We start from the raw sequence: 16,792 nt of genomic DNA, 5'->3' as shown, positions 1-16,792 counted from the left end.
ATGTGGTTGAATATATTTAAAGACGTTTTTAAAAATTATGACGAAATTGATGAGGTGTATATCACATGCAAGCTTTTGTTAGGAATGGAAACATTCTTGGAGACCTGTTTTACCCGAACGCGATAGAGCCAATGGTGTAGGAATCGTTTGGTGTCCTGGCTTGCCGAATACACCAACCGCAGAGGATATGTCTATTCCACTTTCAAACGCGGGATTTACAGTATTACAGGCAAGGTATCCTGGAAGTTGGCAAAGCTACGGAAAGTTCGGACCTTCTTCTTCAATTGAAGGTGCCATACAATGCTTAGAACTTCTTACGAAGGGAAGTACTATAGATTTGTCGACAGAAGAAATAGTTGAATGGTCACTTAATCGTCTTGTATTAGTAGGGAATAGTTATCGCGGTGCAGTAGCTGCCTGTACTCTTGCTGTATCAGACTTAGCCGATTCTGCTGTTTTATTTTGTCCTTTGCTTGAACCAGCACAACAAAATGCAGAACTGACCGAACCTGAAAGTGACTTAACGACATTATTGTCCTATTTAAAGCGGTGCCAAGAAAATGTGTTTCGTGATATAGACGAAACTGAATGGAATGAGTTTTTAGTTGGCAATTCTCTTCTTAATCCACCATCACATATCTCGAAACTGGTTAACCGTAAAATGCTATTAATACACGGGAAAGAAGACGATACTATACGTTCTTTTCACACTGAGCGATTCTACAACTCATTAATTGCTGAAAGCAATGATGTTAAGGCACAGCTTTTGGTTGTTGATGGTGTTGGGCATGGGAAACAATTACGTGCTAAGACATGGGATTATTGGGTTAACTGGATACTGAGCTAACTGGAACTTTAGTTGAATATTCCCAAGTCGAGGCTGCCGGCATGAATGGCGGCTTCTCGTTCAGCCAACGGGAAAATGTCGAAATATTAAATGTCGAGATTGACACCAACTATTCCCATAATAACAGTCTGCCTCCTAACATAGCTATCGCCTTAATTCCAACAGGCAATTGATAAATTTTTTTGGGTAATAGTCAGTCTCTTTATAAAGTTCTAAAAGAGCTTGGATTACATCCGATTCGGTTCTAAATTTAAATTGGGATTTCAACAATTCTAGGGATTCCTTAACTTGTGCCTGTACTTTTACGTTTCTACGTGTATCCCCTTCACTTTCCCAATTTTCCAGCCCGTGTTTCTCTTTCCATGCATTTGTCCATTTCTTCATCAGTGAAGGTTCTGTTAAAACTTCTTGATCACTGTAATCCCATTTGATGCGGTATTGCACAAGATCTCTTTTTTCCAGCAATTCAAATTTGCTTTCGACTCCAGCCTTTATCCCATGATACTCTTTACCTACTGTTAAAGTATTCTCGTCATCATTTGCTGACCCATTTCTCAATCTCCATTGTTCTGTCCACTTTTCTACAATTGATGGTTCAGCGAGTGTTTCATCCTCATCGTCAGTCCATTTGACAACGTACATTACAGCTTTTCTTTTTTCAAGCACTGTAAATGAACTTTCTTGTTCGTACTCTATTGCATTGTACATTTTGCCTACTTGGAATTCGTTCACAGTCTATTCCTCCATCCAAAACTTTATTTGAACTCAATAACCATTTTATAGGTCTGTATATCCAAATTCAAGATATATGGATAGAGAAATGGTAAAATCGTATCCATGATCACGGCGATTCGTAAGCCGCCTAATTAATGATGAACATGTACGACGGAGAACGATAGCGCAAAAGAGACACGAGGGCTGCCGGTCGGTAAGTGATCGACTGCCTTTGTTCAACTCCCTCCAGTAAGACTTCTTACCCGTAAAGTTTAACAAAACAAGATGAAGCCCTCTTCTGTCCACGGTTCAGTAGAGGGCTACTCCTAAAGGTTGGGTAGTTACTGGACCTAGTCTATGACTCGATAGGGCTATAATCTTCACAAGTTCAGCTACTTCACAACATATGCTCCAACGCAAGCAGATCCCGCTCATAAGAGCGGGATCCTATCATTGTTTCTCAGCCTTTCACGGCTCCGGCTGTCATGCCGGCCACGATCCGTTTGTTGAAGAAGATGAACAGAATAAGCGGTGGAATCGAGATGAGCATGATGTCCGCGAACAGCAGGTTCCACGACGTGTTGTACATGCTTGTGAAGTTGTACAGCGTAAGCTGAATCGTTGCGTTCTTCGCGCCCGGGAAGAAGTAGAGCGGGTTGACGAAGTCGTTGTAGATACCGACGGACGACAGGACGACAACGGTGGACGTAACCGGCATGAGCAGCGGGAAGATGATCTGGAAGAACATCCGCAGGCTGCCGCAGCCGTCGACGACAGCAGCCTCATCAATTTCTCTAGGGATCGTCGCCATGAAGCTTCGGAACAGCATGACGGCGAAGGAGATGCCGAGTGCGACCTCGACGAGCACGATACCCGTCATTGTTTTGAACAGATGGATCGAATCCAGCACCCAGATCGTAGGCACGACAGCAGGCGGAATCATCAGTCCGGCCATGACTAGGAATTGAATGATGCCTGACCAGCGGTCGTTGCGACGCTGAAGCACGTAGCCGGTCATCGCGCTGACGATAATGAGTACGACGATGGACAGCAGCGTAATCAGCGTACTATTAATGAACGACCGGATCACCATATGATCCTGCGCCGTAAGCACTTCCTTGTAGTTCGACCATTGAATCGACGATGGCCAGCTTAGATCAAGCAGCGCTGCATCCGTCTTGCTCTTCAGCGAGTTAATGATGACGAAGAAGAAGGGGACCCAGAATATAACGACCGATAAGATGACCGCAACCGTCTCGAGGATAATCCGTTTGGTTCCTTTGAGTCTCATTACAGATCAACCTCTCTTTTCGATAGAAGCTTAAGCAGTGGGAATGCCAGCAGCGATACGCCGATGAACAGAATAACGTTGCCCGCTGTCGAGAGGCCGTAGAAGCCGCCTTGATATTGTTTGTAGATGATCGAAGCGATCAAGTCCGTGCTGAAGCCCGGTCCGCCTTTGGTCATCGCCCAGACGAGGTCGAACGAACGAAGGCCGCCGATGAAGGACAGGATAATAACGGAGTTCATCGCAGGCGCTACGAGCGGATTCGTAATATGCCAGAACCGGTCCCACGCGTTGCCGCCGTCGATCTGAAGCGCCTCGTAATAGTCTTCGGGAATGGACATAATGCCCGCGATAAAAATAACGGTAGCCATGCCGACGCCCTTCCACACATCAACGAATGCAACGGACAGCAGCGCGATGCTCGTATCGCCGAGCCAGTCAGGACCGACAATACCGGCCAGAGCCAAGCTTTTATTAATTAAGCCTTGCGATGGATGCATCATGCTGCTGAATGCAATGCCAACCGCAATCGTAGATAGCAAAGTTGGGAAGAACACGACGGAACGCAAGTATCCTTTGATTCGAAGGCCGGATGTGAGCGCGACCCCAAGCAGCAAGCCAAGAATAACTTTGAGACTACAGGTTACTACAGCGTAAATGAGAGTGTTGCGGAAGCCGATATTGAGCGATGATTCCGAGAAAAACGTCTTATAGTTGTCGAACCCGATGAAGTTCCATTCGACCAGATCCCATCTCGTCATACTGAAGAAGAAGGACATAATGGTCGGCAGCAGGAACAATACGAAATAGATGATGCCTGCGGGCAGCAGAAACTTATACGTATACAAACGTTTGGAAGCCTTGGTTAGGGAAGCCTTCTGCATGATGAATCTCTCCCATCTTACTTTCTTTAGCAAGCAAAAGCCCTGTCCCGCCTCGATGAAGCAGGGCAGGGCTTGCTTAGTTGTTGCTATCGGCTGTGCTTACCAGCCTTGAATGCCTAATTGCTTCGCTTGCTTCTCGACGTCCTTGTCATACGCCTTCGCGTTGTCCTCAGCCGATTTCATGCCTGCGCCAACTTCAACGGTCAACTGCGGCAGGTTTGGTCCCTTCAGCGGGGAGAGGAACTCGAGCGCTGGCGCATTGTTGCCGTTATCGAAGTAAGGCATCATTTCTTTAACGCCTGCGTATGCATCGTCCGGGAGCTGCGCGCCTTTGATGACATATGGACCTTCCGGCTTCGCCTTCGTTGCTTGGATGGCCATGCCTTCAGGCGATGCGAAGAAGTTGAGCCATTTTTTCGCTGCTTCTACGTTTTTACCGTCTTTGTAGATCGAGATTGCGGCTGGCATCCATACGGTTAGGGCTGTTTTGTCTGCATTGTCAGCAGGCTGAGCGAATACGCCGATGTTGTCGATTTGGTCTGGATACGTCGCGAAGATGTTGGACAGTGCGAACGTAAGCATCGGGTATTGCACGCCTGTGCCGTCCACGAGCATTTTGATCGCTTGGTCATAAGTCGTTGCTAGGTAGTCTTTGTTCATGTAAGGCTGCATCTCGCCAAGCTTCTGGAAGCTGCGAAGTGCGGCCGGCGTGTCAGCGAATTTCGCTTTATTGTTCGTAAAATCATCCGCAAACGTAGGCGCATCCGCCTGCACGTTCGCATAATCCGCGAGCACGATCAGCTGGGACGTCCAGCTGTCCTTGTAGGAGCCGATGACTGCCGTTTTGCCGGCTGCCTTAATCTTCTCGTTGTTCGCTTTCAGTTCGTCCCAAGTCTTCGGTACGGACAAGCCGAGGTCCGCGTACACCTTCTTGTTATAGAGCCAAGCGCCAGCTTGGGAAGCGCCGCTTGGTGCAGCGTATACCTTGCCGTCTACGCTAACGGTTGGCAGGAAGGAGTCCATCACATTTTGCATAAAAGGCTCATTCGTCACATCAAGGAAGTACTTCTCTGGCTTCAGCGCCTTGAACAGCGAGCCGGAGTTATAGAAGCTCAGGTCGTCCATCTCGCCAGTCGCGAGTCTCGTCTTCACGAGGTTGTCGCCTTCGTCGCCGCCTGGACGGAGATCGAATTCGGTCTTAATGTTGTAGCGCTTCTCGATCTCGTCGGCTACCGCTTTAATGCCCTCGGTCGAAGTCTGGTTGTCGATCATCAGCTTCAATGTAACGGGTTCTGCGTAACGCTCTGAAGTCGTACCATCCGTTGCAGTCGTCGACGGTTCTGTTGTTGTCGTCGTCTTCGTGTCGTCATCTTTGCTGCCGCATGCCGTCAGGGCGGATGTAACCAACAGTGCGCCTGTCAGTGCGAGAATCGTCTTCTTCGTTTTCTTTGTCTGTTGAGCCATTGATATAACCCTCCTTGTGATGTTCGAGCGTAATCAAAGCCAGCGTGTCGTTCGGTTGTCGGTAGGGGTCCGGAGCCCTGTGGTCCTCAGTGTAAGGGTTTTCATGGCGAGCTGATAAGCGCCGCTTTTTTCTGGCTGTGTCTGATTTTTTTGGACGGTCCAATAGTGGTGCGGGATTTCGGCATGCGATCCAAAATAATCGTACGCCGCGTCCAAAAATTGCTGACGCCCCTGATTCGGCATCCAAAAAAAGCGGATATCCACCTAAAAAACGAGACCTTGTATGTACAGTTGAAAACGCATACAGTCAATGCAGAGGCATAATTAGAAAGGGGATTTCAACATGTTAATCGATCCATTGATCGTCCAGAAGGCGGAGAACTTAATCCCTGAATTGCTGACGGTACCCGTGCAGCCGAAGGCGGTTGTTGAGATAGCAGCAGATGAAGAGGCGTTTCAAGGCTGGCGCGTAGACAGAGCGGAGCAGCAGGATTGGAAGGGGCGGGTGCTGGGCAAAGGCGACAGCTTCGTGCTCGATTTCGAGGATCACATGGTTGGCTATTTGAGCTTGGCAGTTAAGTCGGTCGGCAGCCCGCCGGATGCACCGCTTAAGCTGAAGTTGACTTTTGGCGAGATGCCATGCGAGATAGCTGAGCCATTCGAGAGCTATAAGGGATGGCTCAGCAGCTCATGGCTGCAAGAAGAGACGATGTTCGTTGATGTGCTGCCAGCGGAGATCAAGCTGCCGAGACGCTACACGTTCCGTTTTCTTAAGGTAGAGGTGCTGGACACGTCGGTGAAATATAAGGTTTCGTTCGAGGATATTGCATGTTCGACTGTTACATCGGGCGATGTGTGCATGGTGAAGCCGCTGCCGAGCGAAGTGTCCGAGGAATTGGCGCTTATGGATCGCATCGCGATCAAGACGCTGCAGGACTGCATGCAGACGGTATTCGAGGATGGACCGAAGCGCGACCGCCGGCTGTGGATTGGGGATCTAAGGCTGCAAGCACAGGCGAACTACTTAACGTTTAACAATCATGATCTGGTGGGGCGCTGCCTGTACCTGTTCGCGGGCATGCGCCTGCCGGACGGCGCAGTAGGAGCATGCGTCTTTGAGAAACCGCACGCTCATGTCGATGACACGCGATTGTACGATTATGCGCTCTTCTTCGTTGCTTGCCTCTACGACTATTACGAAGCATCCAAGGATCGGGAGACGCTGCAGGAGCTGTGGCCGATTGCGATGCAGCAGATCGAGATTGGCGTGCAGCGTTTGAACGAGAAGGGCATTGTGGCCGATGACGAGACGTGGTGGAGCTTTATTGACTGGCATTCGGGCCTGAATAAGCAAGCACCGACGCAGGGCGTTCTCATCTACTGTTTGAGACAGGGATTGGAGCTGGCTCGTATCGTTGGAGATGCGGCGCAAGTGCAATACATCGAAGGGCAGATCGAGTGGACGGTAAGCGGGGCGATCGCGCAGCTGTGGGATGAGCAGCAGGGCTTCTTCATAAGCGGCTCGGACGAGCAGATTTCGTGGGCTTCGCAAGTATGGATGGTACTCGCAGAGGTGCTGCCTGTGGATGAAAGTGCTGCGCTGCTGGACCGTTTATTCGAATCACCGCCTGCAATTGGTATGACGACGCCATACATGTATCATCACCTGATCGAGGCATTATTCTCTGTCGGCAAGCGGGATAAGGCCGTCGAGCAAATGAAGGCGTATTGGGGCGAGATGATCAAGGACGGGGCGGATACATTCTGGGAGCTGTACAATCCAGAGGACAAGAAACTGTCGCCGTACGGCAGCAATCTCATCAACAGCTACTGTCATGCATGGAGCTGCACGCCGACGTATTTCATACGGAAGTATTTGATTTAGGAGGAGCCACGCTTCGCCAGCTGCCCGAAGGTGCAATTCTGCACCTACGCAGACAAGAACAACTAAACTCGCTGTCCGAAGGTGCAATTCTGCACCTACGCAGACAAGAACGGCCAAACTTGCTGCCCGAAGGTGCAATTCTGCACCTACGCAGACAAGAACGGCCAAACTCGCTGCCCGAAGGTGAAATTCTGCACCAACGCAGACAAGAACGGCCAAACTTGCTGCCCGAAGGTGCAATTCTGCACCTACGCAGACAAAAACGGCCAAACACGCTGTCTGAAGGTGCAATTCTGCACCTACGCAGACAAAAACGGCCAAACACGCTGACTGAAGGTGCAATTCTGCACCTACGCAGACAAAAACGGCCAAACTTGCTGCCCGAAGGTGTAATTCTGCACCTACGCAGACAAAAACGGCCAAACACGCTGCCCGAAGGTGCAATTCTGCACCAACGCAGACAAAAACGACCAAACTCGCTGTCTGAAGGTGCAATTCTGCACCTACGCAGACAAAAACGGCCAAACACGCTGTCTGAAGGTGCAATTCTGCACCTACGCATTCTTGACAGGCTCATGCATTCGCAGTGGTAGCTGGCCTGCTTGCATTCTTCGAACAATAAGAGCCGACTTAGCGTCATGCATCATGACGCGGAGTCGGCTCTTTTTTATATACCAACTACTCACCTGACTTCCCATCTCTCGGCGACTTCCCCGTCAGCTTGCGATACGAGCGGTAGAAGTTCGAGTAGCTGTTGAAGCCGGCCAGGAAGCAGGCCTTCGTCATGGGGTGGCCTTGGCGCATGAGCTCATCAGCCTTATGAACGCGTTTATACGTGATGTACTGGTTGATCGAGAATCCCGTTGCCTCGCGGAATACGCGGCACAGATGGTATTTGGTCACGAAGAAGCGGTGCGACAGCTCATCGAGACCAAGCGGCTGGTCGAGGTTGGCGTTAATATATTCAATCATGTCATGGATCTTCGTCGTCTTCGGCGATGGATCGGTTAGTTCGATTTTACTCTCGGCGAGCGTGTTAATCGTGTGAAGCATCTGAACCATGACGCATTTGGCAACAAATTCATTCTCTGCACTCGGTTGCTTCAACAGTTCCATATATTTGTTCATCAGATCGAGCAGGCCGCTGACGCGCACTTGTTCTGCAGAAATTTGATTGTTCTGCCCGAGCTTACGGTATTTGAACGAACGGAACAGGTCGACACCGCTTAGCATTATGGGAGGCATGATGCTTTCGTTGAAAGATATAACGATGCGCTCGTAGGGCAGATTCTCATCGATGTTAAGCGCATGCAGCTCATTGGAATTGATCATAAGGATCGAGTAAGGCTCAAGCTCATAGAGATTGCCTTCGATCGAGAAGCTGCCTGCTCCGCTGATGAACATATAGAGCTCGTAGCATTGCTCGTAATGAAGGAAGAAATGCTGCTGATTCGGCCGTTCATCCCTCGCATGGTGCAGCCGAAACGATTGATCTTTGGCATGATAATGAAGACTCACAATGGATCAACTCCTCGCTCCTAACATACAGCAAGATATGCAAACTAACAAGCACAATCGGCAAGGAATATGGACAATATTAATGTTACATTGAGGATGATTCCAATCAAATATAGGCGGTGTTGGATTTGTCTCCATTTATCATTTCAGGCTTCGCAGACGAGATTGATGCAGACTTCAGAACGCAGTTAAACGGACTTAATGAGCTAGGGATTGGTTACATCGAAGTGCGGGGCGTCAATGGCAGCAACATCTCGACGCTTACTGCAGCACAGATTACCGAGGTGAAGCATCAGCTGGAGGCGCATGGCGTGAAGGTCTCCTCGATCGGATCACCTGTTGGCAAAATACAAATCACTGACGATTTCGCACCGCATCTCGATATGTTCAAGCGAATTTTAGATACGGCGCACACGCTCCACAGCCCATTCATCCGAGTGTTCAGCTTCTATATGCCTGAGGGAGAGGACCCGTCCCTCTATCGGGACGAAGTTATCGATCGGATGGGTGCCATCGTGGAGACGGCGAAGGGCAGCGGCATTACGCTTGTCCACGAGAATGAGAAGCATATTTATGGCGATACAGCAGAGCGCTGCTTCGACCTGATGACGACGTTGAAGGCGGATCATTGGGCGAGCGCTTTTGACCCTGCTAACTTCATTCAATGTGAAGAAGAAGTGTTTCCGAAGGCGTTCAACCTATTGAAGCCTTATATCAAATATGTACACATCAAGGACGCGCAGGCGGATGGTCAAGTCGTGCCGGCAGGCTACGGGATCGGACGAGTCGAGGACGTGCTTCGCGCCTTGAAGACGGATGGCTACGAAGGCTACTTGTCGCTGGAGCCGCATCTAGGCAGCTTCAAAGGACTTGCTCAGCTTGAACATACCGATTGGGTCGATTCGTTGGAAGAGGGCGGCCTGCATACATTCCGCGTTGCGCATCGTGCGTTGCAAGCGATTTTGAACCGAATCTAAGGGAGGAATAGCGAGATGGAACAAGTGAGAATCGGCATTGTTGGACTAGGTAACATGGGTTCGGCGCATGCAGGGAGCATCTTCGGCGGCAAAATACCCGGCATGGTGCTCGGTGCTGTGTGCGACGTAAGCGAGGCACGCCGGGAGTGGGCGCGTGAACAAGTTCCTGGTGTCGCTGTATTCGATAACGTCGATGCGATGTATAAGAGCGGTACGATTGACGCGGTGCTTATCGCCGGACTTCATTACGATCATCCCGAGCAGGCGATTGCAGCATTCGCGCATGGCCTGCATGTTCTCGTTGAGAAGCCGGCAGGCGTCTACACGAAGCAGGTGCTCGAGATGAACGAAGCGGCGGCGAAGTCTGGCAAGGTATTTGGTATTATGTACAATCAACGTACGAATCCGGTCTACCAGAAAGTTCGAGAGCTGTTCCAGAGCGGGGAACTGGGCAGCTTGAAGCGGGTCGTCTGGGTCGTCACCGACTGGTATCGTCCGCAGGCGTACCATGACTCGGGCTCATGGCGTTCGACTTGGAAAGGCGAGGGCGGCGGTACGCTTATTAATCAGAATCCGCATAACCTCGATCTGCTGCAGTGGATTCTCGGCATGCCGACGCGCATTCGCTCGTTCTGCAGCTTCGGCAAGTATTACAACATTGAGGTGGAGGATGACGTAACCGCTTACCTCGAATACGCTAACGGCGCGACCGGCGTCTATATCACGTCGACTGGCGAAGCGCCGGGAACGAACCGTCTGGAAATTTCGGGCGACATGGGCAAGTTGACCATCGAGAACAACAAGCTTACCTTCCTACGAAACCGCATCTCGGAGCGGGAGCACAACCGCGTGAACACGCAGCCTTTTGCCAAGCCGGAGAGCTGGCAGTGTGATGTTCCGGTTTCTTCGAGCGGCGGGGAGCAGCACAATGGGATTTTGAAAAATTTTGCGCAAGCCGTGTTGAACGGTGCGCCGCTGCTGGCTCCAGGCGAGGAGGGCATCAACGGCCTTCTGATCTCGAATGCGATTCACTATTCGACTTGGGTTGACGGCTGGGCCGAACTGGACCAATTCAATCACGACCATTTCTACGAGCTGCTCCAGGAGCGCATCAACGGCTCGACGGCGGATAAGAAACAGGTGGAGTCGAAGGTCGCGGATCTGACGGGAACGCACTAGCATTTAGTGGGCAAGGACATCTGGGGACTCCCTTGAGGACAATAACTATATTTCATTATTGGGCCGCATATGATGCGGCCTTTTTCGTTTTGAGATTAAAGTGCGCAACTATTTCACTTCAATTTCGTTACTTACAAATGAGGTGTAAATTGGTTTGTGGGGTTGAGCGTAATGAACAATAGTAAGAAATTGATGATGACGAGTTCGCAATTGAGGAGGTAAAAATGGTGAACTTCGGATTGGCAGGCTTGATCTTTCTTACTATAATCGTTGTTTTAATCTTTTTTGCATTTGAATTATTGGGCTTCATTAATCCAACCGTTCTTCAAATTCAACTTTTAGGCATACACGTTATCCTGTTTGGGGTAATTGTATTGTTGGCTTTTGAAGGCTCTTCGGGATATGGACTTACTTTAGGGATAATTGGACTCGTTACAGGCATTTACGGTTCATTCAGAGAACCTCAGAGGGACTACAAAGAGAAGATTGATTAAACGAACATTCTTTGAGTGACGGGGAGCAACACAACGGTATTTTGAAAAATTTAGCGAAGGCAGCGGATTTGACGGGAACATACTAGTAAACCGCTCCATTATAGTATTTGGGAGAGTCTGTCATGTACAGACTCTCCTTTATTTTATGCGATGGCAAGTGCGTTTTTCGCCATTAGAATACTATTGAATATGTTGCCCATATCCTCTAATATAAGATATTGATAATCATTATCGGGTTGATGTTTTGGAATCGAATATATATGGAGTGAACATTATGACCTTGCTGGAAACGTCATTCGGTTCCAATGTTAAAGTGATGAATTTGGATAACGTCCATGCGCTCGTTCGCCGCCGTCTTGGCGATCTTGGCGTTATGGAGGGCTCCGTCATATCGTTGCGCAAGGCGATGCCATTCGGTGGTCCTTGCACGATTGAGATTAAAGGGCAATGGATTGCCATTCGCCGCAAGGATGCAGGCAGCATCCTGGTAGAAGCCGTATGATGAAGCTTGCATTGACCGGCAATCCCAATACGGGCAAAACCTCACTCTTCAATATGCTGACAGATTCATACGAATACGTCGGCAACTGGGCTGGCGTTACGATCGAGAAGAAGGTCGGCATGCTTAACAATAAGCGCGGTCAGCTTATCGACCTGCCCGGCATTTACTCGCTCAGCCCTTTGTCGCGTGACGAAGGAGTTACTACGCTTTATTTGCTGGATGAAACGCCCTCCATGCTGCTGAATGTAGTGGATGCTTCACAGCTGGAGCGCAATTTGCATCTCACGATTCAGTTACTGGAATATGGCCGTCCGGTTGTCTTGGCGCTCAATATGATAGATGTAGCCAATAAGCGCGGCTTGAACATTGATGTGCAATTGCTTGCGCAGCAGATCGGTATCCCGATTGTGCCTGTCATTGCGCGGACCGGGTACGGCTGCGATGTGCTGCTGGAAACCTCGATGCAGGCAAGCGATGACAGCGGCAGCGCCACAAGTTCGCGCCGCTTCGATTATGGGCCAGTGCTGGAGGAAGCGATCGGCAAGCTGGAAGCGATGCTTCCGAAGGAATTGACATCTGCAAGATGGCTTGCGCTGCAGTTGTTGGAAGGCAACATACCGGTTCTGCAGAAGCTTCGTCAACATGTCGATCCGGTACGGCTGCAGACCTTGTACGATGAAACAGAGAAGCTTGTTCAGGAACAAGCGAATGGCAAGAAGCTGGCGGATTATATCCGTGACCGGCGAGCAGCCGTCATTCAAGGCTGGCTGCAGCATGCTGTTCTAGAGACGAAAGAGCAGCGTACGACGTTATCGGAGCGTATCGATGCGATTGTCATGAACAAGTTCCTAGGTATTCCCGTATTCTTGGCGTTCATGTACTTGACCTTCAAGCTTACCTTTGATTGGTTCGGCACGCCGTTGTCTGACGGGCTCGATTCGCTGCTGAATGGTTTTGTGCGGGACAGCTTGTCCTCGTTCCTTGATTCGGTCGGAGCGGCCGCATTCATTAAAGCGGTTCTGCTCGATGGCGTTATCTCCGGGGTGGGCGGCGTACTCGTCTTCGTGCCGCAAATCTTCATGTTATTCCTCATCATTTCCTTTATTGAGGATTCCGGCTATATGGCGCGTATAGCTACCGTTATGGACAAATTGCTGGAGGGGGTTGGGCTCAACGGCAAAGCGTTCATTCCGATGATTATCGGCTTCGGTTGTAACGTTCCAGGTATCATGGCTGCACGAACGATCGAGCAGCCGAAGGAGCGTCTGCTTACGATTCTGCTGACGCCATTAATGTCATGTTCTGCGCGTTTATCGGTTTACAGTTTATTCGTCGGAACGTTCTTCGAGAAGAACCAAGCTCTAATCGTTCTATCCTTGTATGTGCTTGGCGTCGTCGTTGCATTAGTGCTGGCCAAGCTCTTCTCTTTCACGCTCGCGAAGGAAGAGGAGTCGATGTTTATCGTCGAAATGCCGCCATATCGCGTTCCCCAATGGCGGACGCTCTCTCGCAGTACGTGGGAGAAGGGCAAAGGCTTTGTACGCAAAGCGGGCACTTTTATTTTCGGGGGCTCCGTCGTCATTTGGATGTTGGGCTATTCCGGATTCTCCGGCTGGAATGTGCCAATGAACGAAAGCTTCCTGCAGTCGGTTGGTTCTCTCATATCGCCGATCATGGAGCCGCTTGGTTTCGGCAACTGGCAGGCAGGCGCCGCGCTCATTACAGGCTTCCTCGCCAAAGAGGTCGTCGTATCGACGATGGGCATCATCTATGCGGCTCCGACCGAGGCTGGTTTGGAAGGGGCGATAACGCAATTTTTCACGCCGCTGCAGGCATATAGCTTTATGGTATTCATATTGTTATATGTTCCTTGCTTAGCGACGGTCGGCGTTATCCGCAGTGAGACGAAGTCCGCGAAGTGGACTTGGTTCTCGGTCATCTATGCACTTATCGTTGCTTACATTATCGCATTTATTATATATCGCGCGGGTTTGTTACTGGGCTTTCATTAACATTCGGAAGGAGCTGGGACCATGTTATTCAACATTATCGTAGGTGCCGCGATCTTCGGTTATGCGGGCTGGACGCTGGTTCGTTACGTACGCAAGACCCGGCAGGGCAAATGTGCGGCGTGCTCGCTTCAATCCTCATGCCAGACTGCCTGCTCCAGCGTTAGCAGTCCGCCTGCTCGCGCGGAGTGAATGCAAATATAGGGACTAAGAAGGCTCTCCGAACGTCATCGAATGGATGACTTCAGAGAGCTTTTTCTATCCTGGCCAAACGATTCGATCTATCCGTAAGTAGCAATAGCCGCGGACTGTTAGTGATGCTACTATTGATGGAATATAGTGTAATTGAGGCTCGAGCCTTACTTACTATGCAAACGGAGGAAAGATCATGATTAAGAATCTAGACCATCTTGTTCTGACAGTAAAAGATATTAAAAAAACCATTCAATTCTATACAAACGTGCTTGGAATGAAAGAAGAGACCTTTGGCAATGGTCGTAAAGCATTGTTGTTCGGGAATCAGAAAATGAATCTGCATGAGGCCGGAAATGAATTTGAACCAAAGGCTTTATCCCCTTTGCCCGGCTCTGCTGATTTATGCTTTATAACAGAATTAACTATGGATGACGTAATAAACCGACTACACAATGAAGGCATAAGCATTGAGGAAGGGCCAGTCAATAGAACAGGGGCAATTGGACCGATTGTATCTGTATATGTCCGTGATCCGGATGGCAATTTGATTGAACTGTCTCAGTACCTTGGTTAAAGTGAAACGGAGTATCGGAGAGCGCATGTGTAAAATAAAGAAGCAGTCTCCAGTGGTATCGTAACGATACCACTAGGGACAGCTTCTTCGTTCATCTACTCGATATAGCCATACGTTGCAAAAGCCGCAGCTTGACCGCGGTAAACGCCTTGCTCATCGATCAAGTTCCAGACGATGCCGCGTTCGATCGCAATGCGGCGGCCCGTGGACGAGACGCGAATGCCGTTGAAGTCGTCATCATAGCCTTGCTCCGCGACCTTCTTCAGGAACTGATCGCGCTCAGCGCGTTCCATCGGCTCCGCCGTCAATCGTGACGGTATCGATGTGAAGTCAGCCCAATCGCGTTCCCACAGCGACTGAGCGGCTGCATTGCCGTAGTTCAGCACAGGATCTTCTTCTGTGCCGTGCGACAGCACGACAACCGGCGCGTCATACAGTTTGTCCCGGACGGACTCCCCTTCGTTGACCTCGACTAGCGCTCGCCCAAGCAGCCGTCGGAAGCTTTCTGTAATCAAACGTGCGTGTGCTTCCGTCGTTCCGATTCCTTGAATCGTTCCCCAATTCGCCATCCTTATGATCCACTCCCTTATGAGCTTCTTCTAATCGCCATTGTAGCATATCCGAAATAGAAGATTCTCCCGTTCGACGCAAGCAAGCGGTACGATAGGACAAGCACTAGGAAATTCTCGATGTGTCCTCCTATTAATTGACAAACGGGCTCAGCATCCTTATAATCTAACTGTGCTTAATTTTCAACTGTTTCAAGTTGAAAAGCGGGGGAACCAAGTCATTTGGGGCGAATCATTCGAGCGATCGAAAGTAGGGTACCATCTTACCCGAGTCCGTCAGCTAACCTCGTCAGCAGTAGATGGGTCTTCGCTATATTTTTATCTACATTCTGAGACCCTTTATACACGAAGGGTCTTTTTGTGCGCTTTTTTGGACCCTGCTGGCGGTAAATGTGTAGCTTTCCAGACATTACGGCTCCCTTGCAACCCCATTCTGAGGCGGAGGAGAGAGGTATATGCAGAAAGTCAGGTACATCACGGATCTAAGTAAGGTCGATGGATTGTCGGAGCGCGAACGCCAAGTTTTGAAACCGATTACAGATAAGTTTGTTTTTCGCGTGAATGATTATTACTTGAATTTGATTGACTGGGATGATCCGCATGATCCGATTCGAAAACTAGTCATACCGAACGAAGGGGAGCTTGCGGAGTATGGGCGCTGGGATGCGTCGGATGAGGATACGAACTACGTCGTGCCGGGTTGTCAGCACAAATATGGAACGACGGCGCTGCTCATCGTTTCAGAGGTATGCGGATCGTACTGCCGGTACTGCTTCCGCAAACGGCTGTTCCGCAACGATGTGAAGGAAGCGATGTCGGATGTGTCGCCGGGTATCCAGTATATTGCGCAGACGCCGAGCATCAACAATGTTCTGCTTACAGGCGGGGATAGCTTGATACTCGCAACGGCGAAACTGAGGCTCATTATCGAGCAGTTGCGGGAGATCGAGCATGTGAAGATCATTCGATTGGGTTCGAAGATTCCGGTGTTCAACCCGATGCGCATTTACGAGGACCAGGCACTGCTTGATTTGATCCGAGAGTACTCGAACGAAGAACGAAGAATTTATGTGATGGCGCATATTAATCACCCTCGGGAGATTACGGCAGAGGCGAAGAAGGCATTCAAGGCGCTGCATGATGCGGGCGCGATTGTCGTCAACCAGACGCCGGTGCTGCGCGGCATTAACGATGATCCCGATGTGCTTGCCGAGCTGCTCGATAAGCTGTCATGGGCAGGCGTTACGCCGTACTACTTCTTCATCAACCGACCTGTTGCGGGCAACAGCGAGTTCGTACTGCCGCTCGAGCGCGTCTACCGTATCGTCGAAGAGGCGAAGGCAAGAACGTCCGGTTTGGGCAAAAGAGTGCGGTTGTCCATGAGCCACACGTCAGGCAAAATCGAAATACTCGCAATCGATAAAGGCAAAGCTTATTTGAAATATCATCAATCCCGTGATAATCAATATGGCAAGTTCATGATGCTGGACTGTCCTGCAGATGCAGCCTGGTTCGATGACCTGCCTGGCAATGAGCAGCATTGGAATCGGCCGAGCAAGAAGAACAACAACATCGTGTCCGTGAACGAGATGGTAGAGCAGGTGTATTGAATAACGAGATAGGCGTTCAACCGAACCGCCGAGGGGCTGTCTAAGTGACAGCAACCTCTATGGTTTCGGGGGCGCCTTTTTGT

General features: G+C 49.9%; 17 protein-coding genes and 1 riboswitch. Of the genes, 11 read left to right on the top strand and 6 right to left on the bottom strand.

The features are described from left to right. Positions 1 to 160 precede the first annotated feature (160 nt). Positions 161 to 847, top strand: a complete 687-nt coding sequence (locus tag H8B09_RS23325; protein ID WP_191205982.1) for an alpha/beta hydrolase family protein — start codon at positions 161 to 163, stop codon at positions 845 to 847. A gap of 144 nt (positions 848 to 991) precedes the next feature. On the opposite strand, the gene H8B09_RS23320 is transcribed toward H8B09_RS23325, so the two are convergent. The 4 genes from H8B09_RS23320 to H8B09_RS23305 all read right to left on the bottom strand — a co-directional run bounded on the left by H8B09_RS23320 (position 992) and on the right by H8B09_RS23305 (position 5,197). Further along, complete coding sequence (locus tag H8B09_RS23320) at positions 992 to 1,579, bottom strand: hypothetical protein (RefSeq protein ID WP_191205981.1); 588 nt, start codon at positions 1,577 to 1,579, stop codon at positions 992 to 994. A 442-nt stretch (positions 1,580 to 2,021) separates the two neighbouring features. After that, positions 2,022 to 2,852 carry a carbohydrate ABC transporter permease gene (locus tag H8B09_RS23315; protein ID WP_191205980.1) on the bottom strand — a complete coding sequence of 277 codons (831 nt, stop codon included), beginning with the start codon at positions 2,850 to 2,852 and terminating at the stop codon, positions 2,022 to 2,024. Then, positions 2,852 to 3,733, bottom strand: a complete 882-nt coding sequence (locus tag H8B09_RS23310) for a carbohydrate ABC transporter permease (RefSeq protein ID WP_191205979.1) — start codon at positions 3,731 to 3,733, stop codon at positions 2,852 to 2,854. Before H8B09_RS23310 ends, H8B09_RS23315 begins: the two co-directional genes overlap by 1 nt. A 99-nt stretch (positions 3,734 to 3,832) precedes the next feature. Further along, positions 3,833 to 5,197 (bottom strand): ABC transporter substrate-binding protein, encoded by a 1,365-nt coding sequence (locus H8B09_RS23305; protein WP_191205978.1) that lies wholly within the window; start codon positions 5,195 to 5,197, stop codon positions 3,833 to 3,835. 343 nt (positions 5,198 to 5,540) lie between these two features. Here H8B09_RS23305 and H8B09_RS23300 point away from each other — a divergent pair, with 343 nt between their 5' ends. Together H8B09_RS23300 and H8B09_RS23295 are read left to right on the top strand one after the other, a co-directional pair. Continuing rightward, entirely contained in the window at positions 5,541 to 7,082 is a 1,542-nt protein-coding gene (locus tag H8B09_RS23300) for an alpha-L-rhamnosidase-related protein (protein ID WP_191205977.1), read from the top strand. Further along, positions 7,037 to 7,675 carry a hypothetical protein gene (locus H8B09_RS23295; RefSeq protein WP_191205976.1) on the top strand — a complete coding sequence of 213 codons (639 nt, stop codon included), beginning with the start codon at positions 7,037 to 7,039 and terminating at the stop codon, positions 7,673 to 7,675. Before H8B09_RS23300 ends, H8B09_RS23295 begins: the two co-directional genes overlap by 46 nt. Positions 7,676 to 7,760: 85 nt before the next feature. Here H8B09_RS23295 and H8B09_RS23290 read toward each other — a convergent pair whose 3' ends face one another. Continuing rightward, positions 7,761 to 8,600, bottom strand: a complete 840-nt coding sequence (locus H8B09_RS23290; RefSeq protein ID WP_318152721.1) for a helix-turn-helix domain-containing protein — start codon at positions 8,598 to 8,600, stop codon at positions 7,761 to 7,763. 119 nt (positions 8,601 to 8,719) lie between these two features. Here H8B09_RS23290 and H8B09_RS23285 point away from each other — a divergent pair, with 119 nt between their 5' ends. The 7 genes from H8B09_RS23285 (at position 8,720) to H8B09_RS23255 (ending at position 14,530) form a co-directional block, all read left to right on the top strand. Beyond that, positions 8,720 to 9,577, top strand: coding sequence for a sugar phosphate isomerase/epimerase family protein (locus tag H8B09_RS23285; protein WP_318152718.1), 858 nt, complete (start codon positions 8,720 to 8,722; stop codon positions 9,575 to 9,577). Between the two features lie 15 nt (positions 9,578 to 9,592). Next, positions 9,593 to 10,756 carry a Gfo/Idh/MocA family protein gene (locus H8B09_RS23280; RefSeq protein ID WP_191205974.1) on the top strand — a complete coding sequence of 388 codons (1,164 nt, stop codon included), beginning with the start codon at positions 9,593 to 9,595 and terminating at the stop codon, positions 10,754 to 10,756. Positions 10,757 to 10,980: 224 nt separating this feature from the next. Next, on the top strand, positions 10,981 to 11,250 hold the full coding sequence (locus H8B09_RS23275) for a hypothetical protein (RefSeq protein ID WP_224753906.1): 270 nt from the start codon (positions 10,981 to 10,983) through the stop codon (positions 11,248 to 11,250). 274 nt (positions 11,251 to 11,524) lie between these two features. Next, a complete protein-coding gene (locus tag H8B09_RS23270; protein ID WP_191205972.1) occupies positions 11,525 to 11,752 on the top strand; it encodes a FeoA family protein in 228 nt (75 codons plus the stop codon). Beyond that, positions 11,749 to 13,764, top strand: a complete 2,016-nt coding sequence (gene feoB, locus H8B09_RS23265; protein WP_191205971.1) for a ferrous iron transport protein B — start codon at positions 11,749 to 11,751, stop codon at positions 13,762 to 13,764. Before H8B09_RS23270 ends, feoB begins: the two co-directional genes overlap by 4 nt. Before the next feature lie 21 nt (positions 13,765 to 13,785). Continuing rightward, on the top strand, positions 13,786 to 13,953 hold the full coding sequence (locus H8B09_RS23260) for a FeoB-associated Cys-rich membrane protein (protein ID WP_191205970.1): 168 nt from the start codon (positions 13,786 to 13,788) through the stop codon (positions 13,951 to 13,953). Positions 13,954 to 14,149: 196 nt separating this feature from the next. After that, complete coding sequence (locus H8B09_RS23255) at positions 14,150 to 14,530, top strand: VOC family protein (protein WP_191205969.1); 381 nt, start codon at positions 14,150 to 14,152, stop codon at positions 14,528 to 14,530. 95 nt (positions 14,531 to 14,625) lie between these two features. On the opposite strand, the gene H8B09_RS23250 is transcribed toward H8B09_RS23255, so the two are convergent. Beyond that, positions 14,626 to 15,099 carry an MEKHLA domain-containing protein gene (locus H8B09_RS23250; RefSeq protein WP_191205968.1) on the bottom strand — a complete coding sequence of 158 codons (474 nt, stop codon included), beginning with the start codon at positions 15,097 to 15,099 and terminating at the stop codon, positions 14,626 to 14,628. A gap of 163 nt (positions 15,100 to 15,262) precedes the next feature. Further along, a riboswitch (cyclic di-AMP (ydaO/yuaA leader) is annotated at positions 15,263 to 15,407 on the top strand. A gap of 147 nt (positions 15,408 to 15,554) precedes the next feature. Here H8B09_RS23250 and H8B09_RS23245 point away from each other — a divergent pair. Then, a complete protein-coding gene (locus H8B09_RS23245; protein WP_191205967.1) occupies positions 15,555 to 16,709 on the top strand; it encodes a KamA family radical SAM protein in 1,155 nt (384 codons plus the stop codon). Positions 16,710 to 16,792 lie beyond the last annotated feature (83 nt).

This window comes from Paenibacillus terricola (assembly GCF_014779765.1).
GTDB lineage: Bacteria > Bacillota > Bacilli > Paenibacillales > Paenibacillaceae > Paenibacillus_T > Paenibacillus_T terricola.
This window is presented reverse-complemented; position numbering and strand designations above follow the sequence as displayed.